Below are 19,267 nucleotides of genomic sequence, written 5' to 3'. Positions count from 1 at the left end.
GCCTTGTCCAGCGACAGATCCGCGACGATCCGTTTCAGCTTGGCGTTCTCCTCCTCAAGCTGCCGCAACCGCCGCATCTCCGATGGCATCAGGCCGACATATTTTTTGCGCCAGTTGTAGAATGTCGCGTCGGAAATCCCGGCCTTGCGGCAGACTTCCGCCACGGCAACACCGTCTTCTGCCTGCTTCAGAATGAAGGCGATCTGCGCCTCTGTGAACTTCGTCTTCTTCATCGAATTCTCCAATGAAAGAACACAAGGGGCAAAACGCTGGCACATACGGGCTTTTCCTTGGGTTCGGTTGTTGTGTGACCGGCATTCTCAGCGATCGGCTAAAAGTCTCTCGTCCGCAGGACAAACGTGTCCTTCGGTTCTCGAACCATTCTCCAATTCGTGATCCTGATTCCTTCTCTGCTTCGGTCACATAGTGGCGTTCGGCTCCCGGTTTCCTATTCTCCTCAATGAGCGCAGCCCAGTCCTGCCGGGCTCGCTAGAATTTGATCAGGACAACCGGGATATCGTCGACGCGCCTTCCGTGGTGGTGCCGCGAGGCTCGTAAGTGCGCTGGTCATGCAGGATCTGGAAGGCAATCGTCAAAGCTTGCGCGCGATGGCCACGCGCGCCTTGTTCACTCCTCTGATCTTCAGGTGTTCGTATTGAGCGCGCAGCTGCGGATCGCTGGCGATGGCAGGGGCGACGGCTTCGACAAAAGCCCAGCGTAGCCACTTGTTGCCCTGCTTGATGATCTTGCCTGCGCCAGGTCTTGTCGCCGCTCGAATAGGTCGAGGGCACAAGCCCGGCATAAGCGGCAAGTTTCTTCGGTGTGCGGAACCGCGCTATGTCGTCGATCTCCGCATCGATCAGCCTTGCAAAGAACTCGCCGATGCCGGGGATCGTCTTCAACAGCTTCACATTGCCATTGGCCCTGGTCATCGCCTGGATCGTTTCTTCCGACTGCCTGATGCGCACGTTAATGTCGCCGATGAAGGCGAGGCCCCGGTCGATCTGGATGCGGTCGATCTCTGACACGTTCACTTGAGCCAACTGGGCATGACCGGCCTTGCCGAACAGATCACCGAGCTTCTTCAGCTGTGCCGTCTGTTCCGGATAGCGATCAAAGACCGTGACGATGCGGTTCTTCGTCATCCTGCGCAGCCGCACGTAGAACGTCCGTTCGCGAAGCGCGATGCGCAGTTCTCTGGCCCGCTCGCCGGGTGCCCAGGCCTCCGGCACCAGGTCGGCTCTGAGCAGATGCGCCAGCACGGTGGCGTCGATCTTGTCCGTCTTGATCTTCGCATCGGCGATCGCCTTCACCTTCAAAGGATGGGCGAGAACGACATCATCACAAATGTCGTCGAGCCAGTCGTATATCACCATCCAGTTGCGCGTCGCCTCGACAACCGCATGCGAGTTCTCCCGATACCGTTCCAGGAACCCGCAGAGCGACTGGCGGTCGTTCTTCACCCGGCCCGATCTGAGCGTGTTGCCGCTACTGTCCTGCACCACAAGGTGGCTGTAGGATTTGTGGTAGTCGACGCCGATATGGTAATCATAAGATGCAGTCATGCTTCCAACTCCTTTATTGAGATCTGCGAAACCCCAATAAGGTAAGCCGAAAGGCTGGAAGCGTGACTGTCCCTCGATCATCACCTGCAATCTCCCTGATCCGTTCTCTCAACGGGCGCGGCACCTTTCATGCCACCTCCTCCTCAGCCCGTCACCAGGGGCATTATTGGAAAACTCCAGTTGAGAATGGACTAATTTGGCGGGAGCAGGTCAACCTCGTGCAGAGCGTCGAGACACCAAACTTATGGGCTCTTACGATATCGGGATAAGCAAATGTTGACGCCAGCTTATTAAGCATCTTCGAGATCACCCTGTGACCGGTTAAAGCCCAAGCTTCTCCATCTGTGCCGCGGGGTGCCTGGTTCCTGCAGCAATGTTTAGACGGAACACATCATCGAGGCGTTGCAAAGTAGCGACGGTAGGTAAAACATCCAAGGCAGCGACATTTTCTTCGAACCATAGCCGCCGTTTGGTACCTGGAATAGGAACAATGGAGCCAGAGCGTGACATCAGCCACGCCAGCGCCAACTGTGCTGGGGTGCAGCCTTCATTTTCAGCTGCCCGACGCAAAACGGAGACGAGCGCATTGTTTGCTTCGATATTGCCGTTTGCGAATCGCGGCATCGCATGGCGGCGGTCGCCTTCGGCAAGGTCATCGGTGCTCGAGATAGTGCCGGCGAGAAAGCCTCGCCCCAACGGGGAGTATGCTACAAATCCCACGTCTAATTCTGAGCACACAGGCAGCAATTCTGTTTCCGGATCACGAGTCCAGAGGGAATACTCGGTCTGCAGCGCAGTAATTGGATGGATAGCATGGGCGCGGCGCAACGTTTGAGTACCCGCTTCAGAAAGTCCTATATAGCGCACTTTACCCGCGTGGACCAATTGAGCCATTGCTCCCACCGTTTCCTCGATCGGAACATCCGGGTCAACGCGGTGAAGATAGTAAAGGTCTATTGTTTCGACGCCGAGCCGTTGCAAACTCGCATCACACGCTTTGGCAGCGTATTCGGGCCGACCGTTGACCGCGAGTGTGCCGTCATTTGACCGCGTTATGCCAAATTTGGTGGCGAGAATGAACTTTTCCCTGAGGCCTCGTATAGCGCTGCCGACGATAATCTCATTCTGACCATCGCCATACGCGTCTGCTGTATCAATGAGATCAATTCCGAGTTCCAGCGCACGATGTATCGTGGCTATCGATTCGGCGTCATCTGGAGTTCCATAAACCGGCGACATTCCCATACAGCCGAGCCCGAGGGCAGACACCTCGAGTTGCCCAAGCTTACGCTTTTTCACACTGCTTCTCCCACAGCCATTTCGAAAATTCTACCAGGCTCCCATCGATCGCGCCGAGTCTGCACGCTTGAAACATTGGCTCTCGATCAGCTGGCGTGCATTCTCGCACTTCCAGATATTATTATAAATTTCGGACAGAACTCTAAGGTCGTTCTTCGACCAACTCTATGCGATAGCCATCAGGATCATCGACGAAGGCAATAACGGTGGTACCGAACTTCACGGGCCCCGGCTCTCGCACGATGCTTACGCCCGATGACCGCATATTCTCACAGGTCGCATAAATATCGCTGACGCCGATCGCCAGGTGACCGAACCCGGTTCCTTTTTCATAATGTTCAACATTATAGTTGTAGGTGAGTTCAATCATTGGATCGGCCATTTCGGAGCCGTACCCGATGAATATATTGGTGTACTTACCCTCGGGAACGTCTACTTTCCTGATAATATCCATGCCGAAATGCTTGCGGTAAAATTCAACGGAACGATCGAGATCACCCACCCGGATCATGGTGTGCATAATCCGACCACGCTTGCTGCCTGTATCCACGATCTTTCCTCCTGTTGGGGCTGGCGATTGACAGTCAAATAGTTTACCTGTTCAAATATGAAACGCCCTGATCAATAGAGATTGGATACACGACTTCCCCGTGTCAACATATTTTCGTGGCGGATGGATATATCGGGGCTAAACCAATGAACGAGTGATGTAGAAATGCGGGAATCAGATGCCAAAAAGATGGAAGATGACGAAAATTCCGCTCACAGGGGTTGGAATGGCGTTCCCGTGCTTGAGCGGGCGCTGGACATTCTCGCTATACTTGAAGGTCGGCCCGAAGGCGCCAACATTCGCGAATTGACACTGCAGCTCCAGATCCCCCGCAGCACCGTATATCGTATTGTGAACACGTTGGGCCTGCGGGAGATTGTTCGTCGAAAATCCGATGGAGCCTACCAGCTTGGGCCCGGTTTGACGGCGCTGGCTGCTCAGGTCCTTGTTGACGGTAAACGCTACGACCTCGTTTCCCTCGCCCAATCTCACCTCAGGGCACTTGCCGAGCGCACGGGGGAAGCGAACAAACTCTCAGTCTTGGATGAAGACCAAGTTCGGACGCTGGCGGTGACGGCTGCGACACGCGATTACGGGCTTACTCCCACCGTTGGCATGAGTATATCCCTGCACGCGGGAGCCGCTAGCAAAATGGTATTGGCCCATTTGTCAACACAAGAGCTCGAGCGCCAGCTGGCGAGGCCAATGGAAGCCTATACGCCCCGCACAATTACCGACCCCGAACAGCTTCGCGTTGAACTGTCGCGCATACGTCGACAAGGTTGGTCGCAGGACCGCGGCGAACATAGGACGCACATACACGCATTCGCAGCACCGATTGTCGAGCCCAATGGTGTGTTCGTGGCAGCGTTGAGCGTTCCTTTTCTTTCCGACAAGCAGAGGGCAGAACGGGAATTCGTTCGCCAGGCAGTTATTGACACCGCGGCAGCGATTTCCGCGGACATTCCAAGGTGAACCTTGCAACGGTTCCACAAGCCATCACCGTTCTTGACGTCGCTTGCCAAGCCACGCCGTTTGCCTCCGAACACGCTTGCAAACGTAGTGAACTTTGAACCTCAACCTGTCGCACGTAACAGATTTCCTATCACTTGAATTTAAATGCTTGACCAAATGAGACCAAGAGGTAATGATCCTGATCAAATAAGAACAAATGCGAGGCACTCAAATCTAAGGCATTAATCTGCTGTCGTGAACTATCGCCCTGCGATGGAAAAAACCAAAGCGACGCGTATCTGGGAGGATACCACTCATGAATGCATACTTTCGCAGATTCTCGGTTGGAGCACTCTTGGTCGCTGCCACTCTCACAATAAGCTCGACGATGCACTCTTTTGCTGCAGAAAAAGAAGTCATCACCTTCGCAGCCTCTCCATTCTCTTCGGCTCGAGGACCACAGCTCCAGGAGTGGGTTAAAAAGTTCAACGACAGTCAGGAGAACATCGAGGTTACTCCGATCGCCATTCCTTTTGCGAGCTTTGCCAATACAATGTTCACACAGATGGGCGGTAAAGGTGGCCCGGATCTGGTGCGCTTTGACCTTTATGATTTTTATCCGGCGGTTGCTGCCAATCTGATCATGCCGATTGACGGCATCATCAAGGACGAAGCTAATCTCCGCCCGGTAGACAAGTATCTGAAAGTGGACGGAAAACGCTATGGCATAGCCTTTGAGATCAGCAACTATGCGCTGATTTATAACAAAGCGCTTTTGAAGGATGGCAAGGTACCCACAAATTTTGCCGAATTTATCGCCTCAGCAAAGGCGGCCTCTGGTGACGGTGTCTACGGATTTGCATACCGCGCCACCATGGCCGAGAGCGGCGGTTTCTGGCAGGACGTGTGCAATTTCGTTTATGGATTTGGCGGCCGGTGGTCGGACGATAGCGGAAAGCTGACGCTCAACAGTCCGCAAGTTGTCGCCGGAATAGCAGCTTACAAACAAGTATATGATCTCGATGTGACACCGAAAGGAGCCGATGCCGCGACCTTTCGCCGAATGTTCTCCCAAGGCAAGGTCGCCATGGAGATCGACAACTCGGCGGTGATGGCGTCCCTGATGGTGAAAGGTCCTGATCTTCCCATCGAAGTAGCCCGCTCGCCGTTTCCGACCGACGCCCAAGGATTTGTCCTCTCGCCGATTACTGTGAATGCAAATACCAAACACAAGGAGGCTGCCCTCGCCTTCTTGAAGTGGATGATGCTGCCGGAAAATCAGAGGGCTCTGGAAACTGCTTATGGCGGGTCCTCGTTTGTGGCCACGCCCATCGCTTACACCGAGGAGGAGCTTGCCAAGCGGCCTTGGCTCAAGGTTTACGACTCAGACAAAGCGGTCAGTATCCCGCAATTGGTTACTGGCCATGAGATCAAAACCCCGGAAATTCAGAGGATCATATTGGAACAAGTGGTAAAGGTTCTCCAGACAGATCTCGATCCGCAGGCGGCGATGGACGAGGCGCAAAAAATGGCTGAAAGCCGCGTACTCGCAAAGTAACAATCACACGCACGCGACGCAATCAACCCAGTCCAGGATTGAACCATGGCCCAGCAACTCTTGGAGAGGAATGCTCGAACTGGCGGGCGCTGGACTCCTTATTTTTTCATCGCACCCGCGGTGGTCTACATGTTCCTTTTTCAAGGATATCCTCTCCTTCAGGAATTCACGCTCAGCTTTACAGAAACCTCCTTACTATCCCCCAACCAATCGAGGTTTGTAGGATTTGGGAACTATCTGCAACTCTTGAGCACTGGCGACTTCCGCAGAACTCTGATGATTACTGCGCTTTATACGCTTGCCAGCGTTGTCTTCTCCATAGGCCTGGGCCTTGCCACCGCGCTTTTGTTAAACCAGCAGATGCGCGGTCGCGGCATTGCCCGGGCATTGGTGACGATCCCATGGGCAGCGCCACCTGTTGCGGTAGCATTGGTCTTCAGCTGGATGTACAACGCCCAATACGGCATTTTCGGTCACGCGCTCCGATACCTAGGATTCGAGCGGCTTGGCAGCGAAAACTGGCTGGATTCTCCATCACTTGCGTTGACCGCAGTTCTCCTTACCACCGTCTGGCAGATATTTCCGTTTTCATCGGTGGTGTTTCTTGCTGCTCTGCAGGGGGTGTCACCTGAGCTTCGCGAGGCGGCTATCATTGACAAGGCCGACCGATTGAATGCTTATAAAGCAGTCGTCTGGCCGACGATAAGACCAACCGTCATGCTTATCGCGCTGTTCACCACCATATGGTCGTTGCGACGTTTTGATCTCATATGGGTATTGACCCAAGGGGGGCCTGTCGGAGCCACGAATACGCTGGTGACAGAGCTGTATCGTCAAGGATTCGTCTACCGTGAGCTTGGAAGCGCGGCCGCCGTCGGCATGGTCGGTATTGGGATTTCCTTTATCGTCACGTTCGCTTACTTCAAAGTGATGCAGCGTGCCGAAAGGGCCCGAGAATGACGAGCATGTCCTGGCGTCATGGGATGCATATTTCGGCAGTATTGGCGCTGCTCGGTGTCGCGGCTTTTCCAATATACTGGATGCTGGTGACGTCCTTGACATCATCCGCCGAAACATTTGCAGACGTTCCGAGACTTGTTCCTGATCTATCGCAGCTCCCCATCTATAACGCAGTGTTCTCAACAACACAGATCGGAGTTTGGCTGGTCAACAGCGCGATTGTCGCAGCCGGAACTACAGTCCTCAGTATCGCCCTCGCCATACTACCCGCCTATGCGCTGTCGCGCTTGCAGTTTCGCGGCAAAGGACTGCTCGGGCTCTGCCTGTTTGCCTCGCAAATGTTGCCCGAGGTCATGCTGGTGGTGCCTCTCTATGCAATTTTCGTTACGCTCGGGCTTCTCGACACGTTGTTGGGCCTGATCCTGGTCAACAGTGCCTTTACCGTTCCGGTTGTGATCTGGATCCTGAAAGGTGCCATTGATAGCGTCCCTGTCGAGCTGGAGGAAGCAGCCCGTGTTGACGGTTGTTCCCGCATCGAGATCCTGCTGCTTATTGTGGCTCCCCTTATTGCACCCACCATTGCCGCAGCTTCGGTCATCGCATTCTTCCACGGCTGGAATGAATACGTTTTCGCGTTGACCTTCGTCAGCAGTGAGGGATTGCGTACCGCATCTGTCGGTCTGGCTGGCTTCGTCGGTGAGCTCATTACGCCAATCGAAACGGTGATGGCGGTTGGAATCATCTACACCCTGCCAGCCATCACCTTCTATCTCGTCGCTCAGCGATATGTTGTGGCTGGGATGACAAGCGGAGCGATCAAAGGTTGAGGACGATAGGTCGGGCTAAGGGAAAACAGAAATGGCTTCAATAAAACTCGCGCACATCACCAAAAACTTTGGGAGTGTGACGGCCATCAAAGACATCAATCTTGACGTCGTTGATGGCGATTTTCTGGTCCTGCTTGGCCCTTCCGGGTGTGGCAAGTCCACGCTTTTGCGAATGCTTGCGGGGCTTGAGACCATTTCTGATGGCGCTATCTACCTTGGCGATAGGCGGATCGACGGATTGCCGCCCTCGGAACGCGATATGGCTTTCGTATTCCAGTCCTATGCGCTCTATCCACACAAGAGCGTCGGGGAAAATATCGGGTTTCCCCTCTTGATGCGATACTTCCGCTGGTGGTTTCATATTCCAATTCTTGGCAGCATTGCCAAACGCCGTGTAGAACGATCCCCTGAGGTTGCTCAATCCGTGACCCGTACGGCCAAGATCCTGGGGCTGACAGAAATGCTCAATCGGCTTCCGCGAACGCTTTCAGGCGGTCAACGTCAGCGCGTCGCTCTCGGGCGGGCAATGGTCCGCCAGCCTGAAGTGTTTCTCATGGACGAGCCCCTCTCCAACCTTGACGCAAAACTGCGCACGACGATGCGTGCGGAGATATCGAAATTACACCGAAACTTGAAAGGAACGTTTGTTTACGTAACCCATGACCAAGTGGAAGCAATGACCATGGGCACCAAGATCGCGCTTTTGCGCGATGGCCAACTACAGCAATTCGGTACTCCGCGGGAAATTTACGAAGATCCGGCAAACACCTACGTGGCCGGTTTCATCGGCGTACCGGCTATGAATCTCATCCGGTCGCGATACTCTGACGATGGGTTTAGAATAGGTCCCGCGGCAATAAGCCTGCCAGAACGGCTCATGGCAGCAGCTCGCAAAGCGAATGGCCCCACGTTGCTCGGTGTACGTCCCAACGCCCTTCGGATTGGGCGTTCAGATGTACCAGACACGCTGCAAGGTACCGTCGTTCTCGTCGAACAGGTGGGTGCTGAATCCAACGTGTCGGTCGAACTCGCGGCTGATGCGATGTCGGTTGAACAGGACCAGTCGTCAAATACCATCATAATCACCACCCCCGGCTATAGTGAGCTCGAGCCGGGCACATTGATAAGCGTCTCGATGGACCTTGAGCAGGCCGTGCTTTTTTCCGAGAAAACCGGCGAGCGTATCCGAGACTGACCGAATCCACAGAACCTTAAAGCCAATAAGCCCCGCAGTCGCGGAAATAGTCGCAGGAGCAAACCATGAAAATAACGTCGATTGTACCTTGGCTTGTCAAAGCCGACGGCACCTTTTGGGGCGAATTTCTTTTTGTCGAAGTTCGAACTGATGGAGGGGTCAACGGCTGGGGTGAGATTACTTCGACGACGCGCATGGCCAACAGAGCAATGGCGCTCATCCTACGGCAAGTCAATGAACTGCTGGTCGGTGATGATCCGGCAAATATCGACCTTATCTGGCACAAGATTTTCAGGTCATTTACCTACATGGGAAGCCGTGGCGCAACCACCCATTTAATCAGCGGCATCGATATCGCGCTGTGGGATATCCGCGGCAAAGTCCTTAATCAACCCGTCTGCGATTTGCTGGGTGGCCGGTTGCGCGATGATCTCCTCCTCTATACCCATCCTGAATGGCGCAATATGGTTGACAAGGAAACATCCATTGAGGAAATCCGAAAGATCGTAGACAGCGGCCACACAGCCTTAAAATTCGATCCGTTCCCGCATTCCGAAGGCTCCCATGCCGAAAATGTAGGTTATCTTGATGGCCAACTGAGCAGGAAAGACGAGCGTATCGCCGCTGAGTTGACCGCTCTCGTCCGCGAAACTGCGGGGCCGGATATGGAGATCCTGATCGACGCTCATGGACGTTTCAATGTACCTACCGCTATCCGCCTTTGCCGTACTCTAGAAGATGCAGGTGATATCGGTTGGTTTGAAGAGCCGGTGCCGCCTGAAAGCTATCATGCCTTGAAACAGGTACGCGATAAGGTGGGCGCTGCGATTTCCGTCGGCGAAAGGCTGCATACGCGCTGGGACTTCGTGAAAGTTTTTGAGCAGGAACTGGCAGAATTCATCATGCCGGATGTGACCTGGACCGGAGGGATCACCGAGTTGAAAAAGATCGCGACAATGGCGGAGGCTTACTATGTTCCGGTTACTCCCCACGATGCGAGCGGACCGATCAATCTTGTCGCCGGTGGCCACGTTATGATGACCGTGCCCAACTTTTATAGACTGGAAACAAGCAGATGCGATTTGAGCAAGTACAATTCATTCCTTGAGGAACCGCTCGACAACAGCGGAGGGAGGTTGAAATTACCTGCTGGTTCCGGTCTCGGTCTAAGGCTTAACATGGACTTCATGCGCAGCAATATTATCGATGGCTTCGGGGGCTGACCGGCTTATTACTCAATGATCAACCTTACACCGGCCACAAATTTCATTGAAGGGATTGGTCGATCGAGTTCGGCGCCGTCGGGCTGCAAACCCAGCTATCGTACTGTGGCGAGCTGCTTTCCCCTTGCCGCAATTCGTGAGGCGGTTCCACGCCAGAGCCCCTAATTGGCGATGAACCGCTGACAACGTGCAGACCGCTTCTTTTCACGCGTCAGAAATTTGGGCCCGATCTATCGGTTTGCGTTTCTGGTAGATTGGGCTTTCCATATGTGTTGTCTCATCGATGGTTCTTTCCTCTGATGCATCGACGCTGCATGCCCATACACCTAACATGTCGTCATTTCTTAATGGCCTGCTGCGCCATCGACTATCATGTCATTCACACCATAGGATATTTGATGCGAATAATCGTCTTTGGACTTGGAGCAATCGGCGGGGTTGTCGCTGCTCAGCTCAGCTTGGCTGGACATTCCGTCATCGGCATCGCGCGCGGGCACCAGCTCGAAGCGGTAAGCCGATCCGGGCTCGCGCTGCTTACTCCAGAGGGGAAGAAGACCGCAACTTTCCCCGTTTGTGCAGATCCGCGGGAGATCTCTTTCAGTAGTAGTGACGCGGTCTTGCTGGCAATGAAGGGGCAGGATACGGCGCAGGCGCTGTTTCAGCTCAAGGCCGCCGGTGTGGTAGAGCAGCCGGTATTCTGCTTTCAGAACGGAGTAGCCAATGAAACGCTTGCGCTGCGGTTTTTCAGAAATGTCTATGGCGTTACTGTCATGCTGCCAGCGGACTTTGAAAAGCCAGGTGAAGTAGCCGCCTACGGTGTTCCTAAAATCGGAATATTTGATATCGGTCGCTATCCTGCAGGAATTGATGCCGCGGTAGTAAACTTATGTCAGATTTTGAATGCCTCTGGCTTCGTCGCGAATGCCAGAAGCGATGTGATAAGGAGCAAGTATCGCAAGCTGCTGGGTAATTTGAGAAACATAATCGATGCGGCTTTTGGAGACGAGCAGCTTCAAGAAAAATGGTACGAGAAAGCGCGCGCTGAAGCCGAAGAAGTGCTGATGACTGCCGGCATAGAATGGGATTCGTTCGATGCATCAGCGCGCAGCCAGATGGTCATGACAGCAATCCCGGGGCGTTCACGGATAGGATCCTCTACGCTACAAAGCGTTGTAAGGGGAACCGGCTCTCTCGAAACCAGCTATCTCAACGGCGAAATTGTGCTTCTCGGTCGCCTTCACAATTTGGAGACTCCCTACAACTCGGCGCTTTGCAGCCTCTCCGAAAAGTTGGCCAATGGTCAACTGACGCCAAAAACAGCCACAGATGTGCCGGTTGCCTCAGTGCCATAGAGTAATCGCGCCGATCATAAAGTGTTACACCGAGAACAGTTTTCCAAATGAACGGAAGATACTGGCTATTGCTCAGCTTCGATCGAAGTCGGTGCGGGACTCTCTTGGTTGAAGACTTCTTTCGCGGCCATCCGCCTCAGAAGCCTGTCACGGGCGGCACTCACATGATCGAATACCGCCTGCCCCGCGGCTTCCGGATCTCGGCTCTCGAAGGCCAAGATCATCTTCTCATGTTCGGCAATCACCACTTCAAACACATCCGGGGTGTATCCACCCAGACTGTCGGCGACCGTTCGCACTACCCTCGTTCGGCCTTCAAGTATCTGTTCAGCTTCCGGGTTGTTTGCGATTCCATATATACGTTTGTGGAAAGCGATATTCTCTTGCGACGCCACCAAGGGCTTTCCTGACCGTATCAAGGCATTGAGGTCCTCATGCATATGACGAAGGGCCTCTACATCGCTGTCCGTTGCCATTTCGACAGCGCGGTGCGCCAGCATCGATTCAATGCCGACACGAATATCGTAAATGTTTCGGATGTAGGTTTCCGTGAGGGCCTCGATCCTGAAACCACGGTGCGCAATTGATATCAGAATGCCCTCGCCCTCAAGCTGGCGAAGCGCCTCGCGGATCGGCATATGGCTGACCGCATAGCGCGACGTGAGCGTTTCGATCGTCAGATGCGTGCCGGGCGCGAAATTTCCTGCCACCAGATCGCCGATGATAGCTCGCTTTACCCGGAGATAAGTCGGCTCATTCAGCGGCGCGCTTTCGGATATGCTCTTCGACAAGTCCACCTCGATTCCCTGTTTTGCCAATAGCCCATCGATACGCGAAGCGGTTTTCAAACGCAAATATATTTGCGCAAATGTCGATTGACAGTGAAATATATTTGCGCAAATGTACGAAACGAGGGAGGCCGAAGGGTGCCCGCGCCTGCGTCTTCAAAATCGTTACTCTGGGAGGAGATCGATATGAAAAATACAAATGGCTTGCCGAGATGCAATTTCACCCGTCGGAACCTCATGCGCATGGCCGCAGTCACAGGACTTGGTGCTGCGAGCTTATCGCTTTTTCCCAAGGGCGCGCTTGCTCAATCCCCTGCCCCGCAGCCGAGCGAAGACTTAGTCGCAGCGGCTAAAGCCGAGGGTACTCTCACCTTCTATCACACCACCGCAATTGACCCTACGGCCGTCTGGACCGGAGCATTTACCAAGAAGTATGGAATCACGACACAAAACGTTCGCGGTCCGAGTTATCCACTTTTCGAGCGCTGGTTAACGGAAGAACGTGTCGGCCAGCACGTAGCCGATGTTATCCAGATCACCGACACCGTCCTCATTGAATCTGCCCATGATGAAAAACTGATCGCCGACTATACGCCTGCCTCCGCTGCCGGTATTCGGCCAGAGATGAAGAAGGAAGGTGTTTGGTACACGGCGTTCGTGAACGCCATGGGCATCGCCTGGAACTCCAAGCTCGTCTCGCCGGAGGAAGAAAAGCTCATCCGGGAAGGTGGTTGGAATGTACTGACGGACCCGCGCTGGAAAGGACGCATCGCGACGGGTACACCCGCTTCCGGCGGGAGCAGCTACTCCTACGTCTACATGTTCCTCGGCGGCAAACGCGATCAGTTCGGACCGGATTTTCTTGCCAAGATGGCGGCACTCAAGCCTCAGATCTATGACAGCAAGTCGCCCATGTACGACCGGCTTGCCGCCGGAGAACATGCCATCGTCGATCAGGCATCCCAGAGCGACATGGGCGGTTTTTATCTTAAAGGTGCACCGATACGTTGGGTTTTCCCTACTCCGACGCCTGCCAACCTCACCGTGCAGACGATCTCGGCCGGCGCGCCCCATCCGAATGCCGCCCGGTTGTTCCAGGATTGGGCAATGAGTGAGGAAGGGCAAGCTGCATGGTTCAGCGTCGCGGGAGTTGCCTCCGCGCGCGAAGATACGGTCGATCCTCGCAAGGCTGCCAAGGCCGATTGGTACAAGGAAGAATGGTATAAGGATCCGGAAAATCTTTACATCGACTACTTGAGCGATCCAGGATACGTCGATCCGGCCAAACCGATCATAGCCGAGTGGAACCAGATTTTCGGCCGCTGAGACAGTCCGATGACAATTTCAGCGACCATACCCGTAACGGATAACGTTCCTGTTGGCCTGGTTCGAAGGAAACGCCAGAGATTGGCGCTTCCGGTCATTGTCGGATTGATTCTCGCTGTTCTGGTCCTGCTGCCGATCGTGTTGATGTTTCTCGGCGCGGTGCGGACGGGTACATTTGTCGATCCACGCGCCCATTTCTCCTTGCGCAGCGTGATCGCTGTCTACGCGACAATGCCTTACCTCAAGACGTTAATCGTCACGATCGGAGCGTCGCTCGCTGTCTCCTTCCTCGCATGTTTTGTCGGCATCGCCTTGGCATGGCTGATCTCGCGCACCGATATTCCCGCAAAGGCGTGGATGGAAAATGCCGTTATCGCTCCGCTTTATCTTTCGCCGTTCGTTGGCGCTTTGGCGTGGCTTATTCTTGGTTCGCCCAATGCTGGACTGATCAATGTCCTTGCCCGCGAGGTTTTTGGTGTGACCGGCTATGCGATCAACGTGATGACCGCGACAGGGGTCATTCTCGTTATGGCACTCTACAATATTCCCTACGCCTACATGACAGTTTCAGCCGCGCTGAAAGGTATGGACCCTTCGATGGAAGAAGCATCGTACCTCAACGGAGCCGGTGTTTTCTCGACGGCGCTGAAGGTGACACTCCCCGTCGTACGGCCGTCGATTATTTCGGCGTTCTTCTTCGTCTTCGTTCTGACATGCGGAACGTTCTCCATCCCCGCGGCTTTGGGCGGAACGCAAGCCATGCCGTTTCTTGCTATCGACATCTATCGCGCGACCGCGACTTATCCGGTGGACTACGCTCGGGCTGCTGCCATCGGAACATTATTGTTTTGGATTTCACTGATCGGCGTCGCCTTCTACCGGTTTGCATCCCAGGTAGCGACACGCTTCGTAACGGTGACGGCGCGTGGCTTTCGCACACGATTTCTCAAGCTTCGAGGCTGGCGGATTCCGGCAATTGGCTTCATCCTTGCCTATGTGACACTGGCGATCATACTTCCTTACTTCGCCCTGTTTTATGTGGCTTTTACGCGCTTCACTTCGTCGAACATCCTCACTGCGAGCTATACACTCGATAACTTCCGTTCTGTCATTGCCTCGGTTGCGGTTCGACAATCAATTGGCAATACATTGCTGGTGGGAGTGATCTCCCCGACCTTTTGCGTCCTTCTCGGAATTGTCCTCGCCTATTCGATACGGCGGCTTCGTATCCGTGGCGCAGGAATTCTCGACTATATCGCCATGTTCCCGATTGCCGTGCCAGGCATCGTCTTTGGAACCGGCATTTTTTGGACCTATCTGATGACTCCCGTCTACGGAACCGTCTGGATATTGGTTATCGCCTTTGTTGCAACCTATATCCCTTATGCCTACCGCATGATCGATACGTCGATCATTCAAATCGACAGGTCTCTGGAAGAGGCATCGGCGCTTTGCGGAGCGTCCCATTTTCGCACGGCATCTCAAATAACCTTCAGGCTTATCCGGCCGAGTGTCCTCTCTGCATGGATTCTCGTGTTCATTTTTTCAATCCGTGAAATCAGCGCGGCAATCATTCTCGCCTCACCGAGCAACAAGGTCCTGTCGGTGATGTCGTGGGATTATCTGGAATTCGGCAACGTTCAAAATGCGGCGATCATCGGGATTCTCCAGACGGTCATACTGATGGCTGGAATTCTCGTCAGCCGGTTCCTGCTTCGTGTGAAACTTTCCCAAAGTGGCTGACGTACGGCCGCGTGAATATGGAGTGGTGACTTGGCTCAGCTAAGCGTTGAAGATCTCGTGGTTACCTATGGCAGCGTCACAGCCGTCAAGGATGTGAGCTTCGTGGTCGAGGACGGCGAATTTGTTTCGCTCCTTGGTCCAAGTGGCTGCGGGAAGACCACTACTCTGCGCTGCATAGCTGGCCTGGAGGCATCCTCGGGTGGAACGATCCGTATAGACGGGGAGATCGTTGCGGCCGATGGACGGGACGTGCCGCCAGAAAAACGTGACATCAATATGGTTTTCCAATCCTATGCGGTCTGGCCCCATATGACCGTTTACGAGAATGTTGCCTACGGTCTCAAGACCCGGCACGAACCAGCAGCAGTAATCGAGGCGAAAGTAAGCGAAGCCCTGAGGACTGTCGGCCTGACCGGATATTCGGATCGCTACGGGACGGAATTGAGCGGTGGCCAGCAGCAGCGCGTTGCACTTGCACGGGCGATTGTAACGTCCCCGAGACTTCTTTTGTTCGACGAGCCTCTGAGCAATCTGGATGCCGGATTGCGCGACCGTATGCGGTTTGAGCTTGTGGAACTACAGCGACGGTTGGGCAAGACTTCGCTTTACGTCACCCACGACCAGTCCGAAGCGATGCTCATGAGCGACCGGATCATTCTGATGAAGGACGGGAAGATGGTCCAGTCCGGAACGCCGCGAGATCTCTATGATCGCCCGGCGAGCCGGTTTGCAGCAGAGTTCATCGGCAACGCCAACATCCTTGAAGGCACGGTCGCCGGAACGGCTGGTGGCAAACATGCGCTTGTCACCCTGACAGACGGCGTGACCATCGAGGGCCGCTTCTCATGGCCTGCTCAATCAACTGTGTTTGGGCTAGTTCTGGTCTGCATACGGGCGGAAAGCATCATACTGGTGACCAGCGGTTCAAAGGCGGTCAACTGCTTCGAAGCGCACGTCAAATCGGTCAATTTCCTTGGAGCAGTCGTCAACTGCCTGCTCCAGATTGGCGGCGTTGCACTTCGCGCCGATTTGCCCGCGCGAAATCCGCCCCATGTCGGCCAGACAATTATGGTCCGCATCGACCCGGAAGCCGTGACACTCATTTCGGAGCACTAGTTGACACAGCAAGTGCCTTATCCAACCAAAAGGGAATTCTCATGCGTATCGAAAGCGTCGAAAGCATCTTCATCGACAAGTATCTGTTTGTCGAAATTCGTACAGACAATGGACTTGTCGGCCTTGGCGAGGGTGGTGCCTGGGGGTTCCACGAGGCCACAGCCGGCGCCGTGCTACGGTTCAAGGACTATCTGCTCGGTCAGGATCCCCTCAGGATCGAACATCACTGGCAGTATATGTACCGCTGGGCGCATTTTCGCGGCTCGGCCGTCATGGCTGCAATCAGCGCCATCGACATCGCGCTCTGGGATATTACCGGAAAACATTTCGATGCACCCGTCCACGCGCTTCTGGGGGGTAAGGTCCGCGACAAGGCACGAGCCTATTACCACGTCTTCGGTGAAACAAAGGAGGAGCTATTCTCAGGCATCGAAGACGCCAAGAAAATGGGATTCACTGCGGTCGGACACCTGACACCATTTCTCGACACCCAGCGTGACGTGGCCTATTTCCAGACCCATGCCCAGAAGATTGGCGATGCCGTCGAGACCGTCCGGGAATACCGGAAGATCGCTGGCGCGGAGATGGACCTTTGCATCGAAATCCATCGGCGGATGATGCCCTATGAAGCAGTCCAGCTCGGACGGGCGATCGAGCCGTTCTATCCGCTCTTCATCGAAGACCCGATCCTGCCTGACAATCTCGACGAGATGGCATATGTGGCAGAGAAAATATCGATCCCGATCGCGACCGGAGAGCGCATGACATCCCTTTGGGAATTTCAGATGCTGCTGGCGCGCAACGCAGTCCAGCTTGTACGGCCTGATGTCTGTATCGTCGGCGGCATCTCTGGCGCTCGTAAAATCGCGGCGTTGGCCGAAGCCTCGCATGCCGGTGTCGTTCCACACAATCCACTCAGCGCGGTGTCAACGGCCGCGTGTCTGCAGATCGCCGCGACAGCGCCGAATTTTGTCCTGCAGGAGTTTCCGAACGATACATGGGATGTAACCGACAAACGCCCGGACTCCGATAGTTTTCTTATAGGTGCGGCCCGTCATGACGGAGAAGGGTTCCTGACTATCAGCGACGAACCTGGCATCGGCGTCACGTTGCGACCGGACGCTGCCGAGAAATTTCCTTACAGACCACGAAAAATTCATACCAGACTGCACAAGGATGGATCTGTGGTTGATCAATAGGAGCATGCAATCAGCCGCGATCTACCGGTCTCTCGAAATGCCGCAATCAAGGCGGCGGCCAGTTTCGAAGAAATGACGGGGATGCCCCCGGACGGCACAATCGACCCCAGCCGTGGGCTGGTGTGCCAACCACTGTCTTTGAAAAGCAGGCCGATGGAAGCCTTAAACTCACAGTGCACACCTTCAACTGACGGTCATTGCGACCCGCAAAAAGGGCCGCCCAGCGATGACAACTGGACGGCCAGACGGAAGGTAGCGTGGGAGGGGATGAGACTTCGCTACCACGTTAGAATAGATTCCAAGCGCTGGTGGCGAAATCATAGTTAGGGTTGGTTCGACTATGCAGTAGTTTAGGAGGGGCCTGTCACGTTGTTGTCGGGTTAAGGAGTTGCGGTTAGTGCATTGAGGCATGAACTTGCGCGCTGTCAGCTATAGAAATCATCGGTTTCCACCCCAAATTATCGCACATGCAGTTTGGCTGTATTATCGGTTTCCACTAAGCCTGCGTTTGGTTGAAGAGATGTTGCTGGAGCGCGGGATCGTCGTTTCATACGAAACGATCCGCCGCTGGGGCGTCAAGTTCGGTCCAGCCTACGCCTGCCGACTGCGCCGCAAACGGCCTTCGCGAAATGATATCTGGCATCTGGATGAAATCGTCGTATCCATTGCTGACAGGAAACATTTTCTATGGCGTGCCGTCGATCATGACGGGTATGTGCTCGACGAGATCGTGCAGAACCGCCGCAATACCAAGGCTGCCAAACGCCTGCTCACACGGCTGCTGAAAAAGCAGGGTCTCGCGCCGAAGCGGATAATCACCGATAAACTGCGATCCTATGGTGCTGCCAGGCGACAGGTCATGCCTGCGATCGAACACCGATCTCACAAGGGCCTCAACAACCGGGCGGAGAACTCCCATGTGCCGTTGCGAAAACGGGAACGGATGATGCAGCGTTTCCGATCTCCGGGATCGTTGCAACGCTTTGCCTCGATCTTCTCGGCTCTTCGCAATCTGTTCGTTCCACCCCGCTCAAAACGCTCCGCCTTTGGCATCCACATTCACCGCCTCAATGCTATGGCGGAGTGGAAGGCCGTGACCGGAACCCTCGCCTGAAACCCCGTACCAAGGTCTCTGTTGATCCGACTTAGACAACGTGACAAGCCCTGGGTGGCTAATCGGAAGCTGGGAAATTGAAACCATCCGCCATCTCGACGACGGCACAACTGAAGGATCAACTGAAGAAATCCATTTCGGCTGGGTGCTGGAAGGTCGCGCGATTCAGGATATCTGGATTCAGGCCCAAGCGCCCTGCGCCGTCCACCATGTATGGTACGACTTTGCGCATCTTCGATCCAGACATTGGTGGCTGGCATATTATCTGGAGCGACCCGCTCAACCAAGACTACTCGCGCCAGATCGGACGGGCCGATGGTAAGGACATTGTCCAGATCGGCGACGATTCGCGTGGCCTGAAAGCGCGATGGCGTTTCACTGAGATCACTACCGACAGCTTCCATTGGATCGGCGAGGAAAGATCTTCCAACAGCGATCCTTGGCAAGTCACTTACGAGCATTTTGCCCGCAGAACCGATCCTTCATACTTTGTGGGGA

General features: G+C 54.5%; 17 protein-coding genes. 12 read left to right on the top strand and 5 right to left on the bottom strand.

Annotated elements, in window-relative coordinates:
• The 4 genes from FHS21_RS25325 to gloA form a co-directional block, all read right to left on the bottom strand.
• A partial coding sequence (locus tag FHS21_RS25325; protein WP_183664747.1) for a transposase occupies nt 1-233 on the bottom strand: 233 nt, incomplete at its 3' end.
• A gap of 267 nt (nt 234-500) precedes the next feature.
• On the bottom strand, nt 501-1,565 hold the full coding sequence (locus FHS21_RS25320) for an IS110 family RNA-guided transposase (RefSeq protein WP_446686531.1): 1,065 nt from the start codon (nt 1,563-1,565) through the stop codon (nt 501-503).
• A gap of 321 nt (nt 1,566-1,886) precedes the next feature.
• Nucleotides 1,887-2,834 carry an aldo/keto reductase gene (locus FHS21_RS25315; protein ID WP_312879932.1) on the bottom strand — a complete coding sequence of 316 codons (948 nt, stop codon included), beginning with the start codon at nt 2,832-2,834 and terminating at the stop codon, nt 1,887-1,889.
• A gap of 172 nt (nt 2,835-3,006) precedes the next feature.
• Nucleotides 3,007-3,414, bottom strand: a complete 408-nt coding sequence (gene gloA, locus FHS21_RS25310) for a lactoylglutathione lyase (RefSeq protein WP_312879931.1) — start codon at nt 3,412-3,414, stop codon at nt 3,007-3,009.
• 165 nt (nt 3,415-3,579) lie between these two features.
• Here gloA and FHS21_RS25305 point away from each other — a divergent pair, with 165 nt between their 5' ends.
• From FHS21_RS25305 to FHS21_RS25275, 7 genes are all read left to right on the top strand, one after another.
• On the top strand, nt 3,580-4,389 hold the full coding sequence (locus FHS21_RS25305; RefSeq protein WP_183664743.1) for an IclR family transcriptional regulator: 810 nt from the start codon (nt 3,580-3,582) through the stop codon (nt 4,387-4,389).
• Nucleotides 4,390-4,684: 295 nt separating this feature from the next.
• The gene (locus tag FHS21_RS25300; RefSeq protein WP_183664741.1) at nt 4,685-5,926 is read left to right on the top strand and encodes an ABC transporter substrate-binding protein; all 1,242 of its coding nucleotides are present in this window, start codon (nt 4,685-4,687) and stop codon (nt 5,924-5,926) included.
• A gap of 45 nt (nt 5,927-5,971) precedes the next feature.
• Nucleotides 5,972-6,886 carry a carbohydrate ABC transporter permease gene (locus FHS21_RS25295; protein WP_183664739.1) on the top strand — a complete coding sequence of 305 codons (915 nt, stop codon included), beginning with the start codon at nt 5,972-5,974 and terminating at the stop codon, nt 6,884-6,886.
• 5 nt (nt 6,887-6,891) lie between these two features.
• On the top strand, nt 6,892-7,713 hold the full coding sequence (locus FHS21_RS25290) for a carbohydrate ABC transporter permease (protein ID WP_312879930.1): 822 nt from the start codon (nt 6,892-6,894) through the stop codon (nt 7,711-7,713).
• A gap of 31 nt (nt 7,714-7,744) precedes the next feature.
• Complete coding sequence (locus tag FHS21_RS25285) at nt 7,745-8,908, top strand: ABC transporter ATP-binding protein (protein WP_183664735.1); 1,164 nt, start codon at nt 7,745-7,747, stop codon at nt 8,906-8,908.
• Between the two features lie 65 nt (nt 8,909-8,973).
• Nucleotides 8,974-10,131 carry a mandelate racemase/muconate lactonizing enzyme family protein gene (locus FHS21_RS25280; protein WP_183664733.1) on the top strand — a complete coding sequence of 386 codons (1,158 nt, stop codon included), beginning with the start codon at nt 8,974-8,976 and terminating at the stop codon, nt 10,129-10,131.
• Nucleotides 10,132-10,445: 314 nt separating this feature from the next.
• Nucleotides 10,446-11,483, top strand: coding sequence for a ketopantoate reductase family protein (locus FHS21_RS25275; protein WP_210283622.1), 1,038 nt, complete (start codon nt 10,446-10,448; stop codon nt 11,481-11,483).
• A 65-nt stretch (nt 11,484-11,548) separates the two neighbouring features.
• Here the strand turns inward: FHS21_RS25275 and FHS21_RS25270 are convergent, their stop codons facing one another.
• Entirely contained in the window at nt 11,549-12,337 is a 789-nt protein-coding gene (locus tag FHS21_RS25270; protein WP_162713649.1) for a GntR family transcriptional regulator, read from the bottom strand.
• A gap of 120 nt (nt 12,338-12,457) precedes the next feature.
• On the opposite strand from FHS21_RS25270, the gene FHS21_RS25265 reads away from it, so the two are divergent.
• From FHS21_RS25265 to FHS21_RS25245, 5 genes are all read left to right on the top strand, one after another.
• A complete protein-coding gene (locus FHS21_RS25265) occupies nt 12,458-13,597 on the top strand; it encodes an ABC transporter substrate-binding protein (protein WP_183664731.1) in 1,140 nt (379 codons plus the stop codon).
• A gap of 9 nt (nt 13,598-13,606) precedes the next feature.
• A complete protein-coding gene (locus FHS21_RS25260) occupies nt 13,607-15,340 on the top strand; it encodes an ABC transporter permease (RefSeq protein ID WP_112551698.1) in 1,734 nt (577 codons plus the stop codon).
• Nucleotides 15,341-15,370: 30 nt separating this feature from the next.
• Nucleotides 15,371-16,456 (top strand): ABC transporter ATP-binding protein, encoded by a 1,086-nt coding sequence (locus tag FHS21_RS25255; protein ID WP_183664729.1) that lies wholly within the window; start codon nt 15,371-15,373, stop codon nt 16,454-16,456.
• 41 nt (nt 16,457-16,497) lie between these two features.
• Entirely contained in the window at nt 16,498-17,655 is a 1,158-nt protein-coding gene (locus FHS21_RS25250; RefSeq protein ID WP_183664727.1) for a mandelate racemase/muconate lactonizing enzyme family protein, read from the top strand.
• Between the two features lie 409 nt (nt 17,656-18,064).
• Nucleotides 18,065-18,769 carry an IS6 family transposase gene (locus FHS21_RS25245; RefSeq protein WP_112551701.1) on the top strand — a complete coding sequence of 235 codons (705 nt, stop codon included), beginning with the start codon at nt 18,065-18,067 and terminating at the stop codon, nt 18,767-18,769.
• The last annotated feature ends 498 nt before the right edge of the window (nt 18,770-19,267 follow it).

It is taken from the genome of Phyllobacterium trifolii, assembly GCF_014192095.1.
Taxonomy (GTDB): Bacteria; Pseudomonadota; Alphaproteobacteria; order Rhizobiales; family Rhizobiaceae; genus Phyllobacterium; species Phyllobacterium trifolii.
This window is presented reverse-complemented; position numbering and strand designations above follow the sequence as displayed.

Excerpts from the sequence above, each read along its gene's own strand:
- FHS21_RS25320 (WP_446686531.1), bottom strand. The coding sequence starts at position 1,565 with ATGACTGCATCTTATGATTACCATATCGGCGTCGACTACCACAAATCC.
- FHS21_RS25305 (WP_183664743.1), top strand. The coding sequence starts at position 3,580 with ATGCGGGAATCAGATGCCAAAAAGATGGAAGATGACGAAAATTCCGCT.
- FHS21_RS25300 (WP_183664741.1), top strand. The coding sequence starts at position 4,685 with ATGAATGCATACTTTCGCAGATTCTCGGTTGGAGCACTCTTGGTCGCT.
- FHS21_RS25295 (WP_183664739.1), top strand. The coding sequence starts at position 5,972 with ATGGCCCAGCAACTCTTGGAGAGGAATGCTCGAACTGGCGGGCGCTGG.
- FHS21_RS25290 (WP_312879930.1), top strand. The coding sequence starts at position 6,892 with ATGTCCTGGCGTCATGGGATGCATATTTCGGCAGTATTGGCGCTGCTC.
- FHS21_RS25285 (WP_183664735.1), top strand. The coding sequence starts at position 7,745 with ATGGCTTCAATAAAACTCGCGCACATCACCAAAAACTTTGGGAGTGTG.
- FHS21_RS25280 (WP_183664733.1), top strand. The coding sequence starts at position 8,974 with ATGAAAATAACGTCGATTGTACCTTGGCTTGTCAAAGCCGACGGCACC.
- FHS21_RS25275 (WP_210283622.1), top strand. The coding sequence starts at position 10,446 with ATGCCCATACACCTAACATGTCGTCATTTCTTAATGGCCTGCTGCGCC.
- FHS21_RS25265 (WP_183664731.1), top strand. The coding sequence starts at position 12,458 with ATGAAAAATACAAATGGCTTGCCGAGATGCAATTTCACCCGTCGGAAC.
- FHS21_RS25260 (WP_112551698.1), top strand. The coding sequence starts at position 13,607 with ATGACAATTTCAGCGACCATACCCGTAACGGATAACGTTCCTGTTGGC.
- FHS21_RS25250 (WP_183664727.1), top strand. The coding sequence starts at position 16,498 with ATGCGTATCGAAAGCGTCGAAAGCATCTTCATCGACAAGTATCTGTTT.
- FHS21_RS25245 (WP_112551701.1), top strand. The coding sequence starts at position 18,065 with ATGAACTTGCGCGCTGTCAGCTATAGAAATCATCGGTTTCCACCCCAA.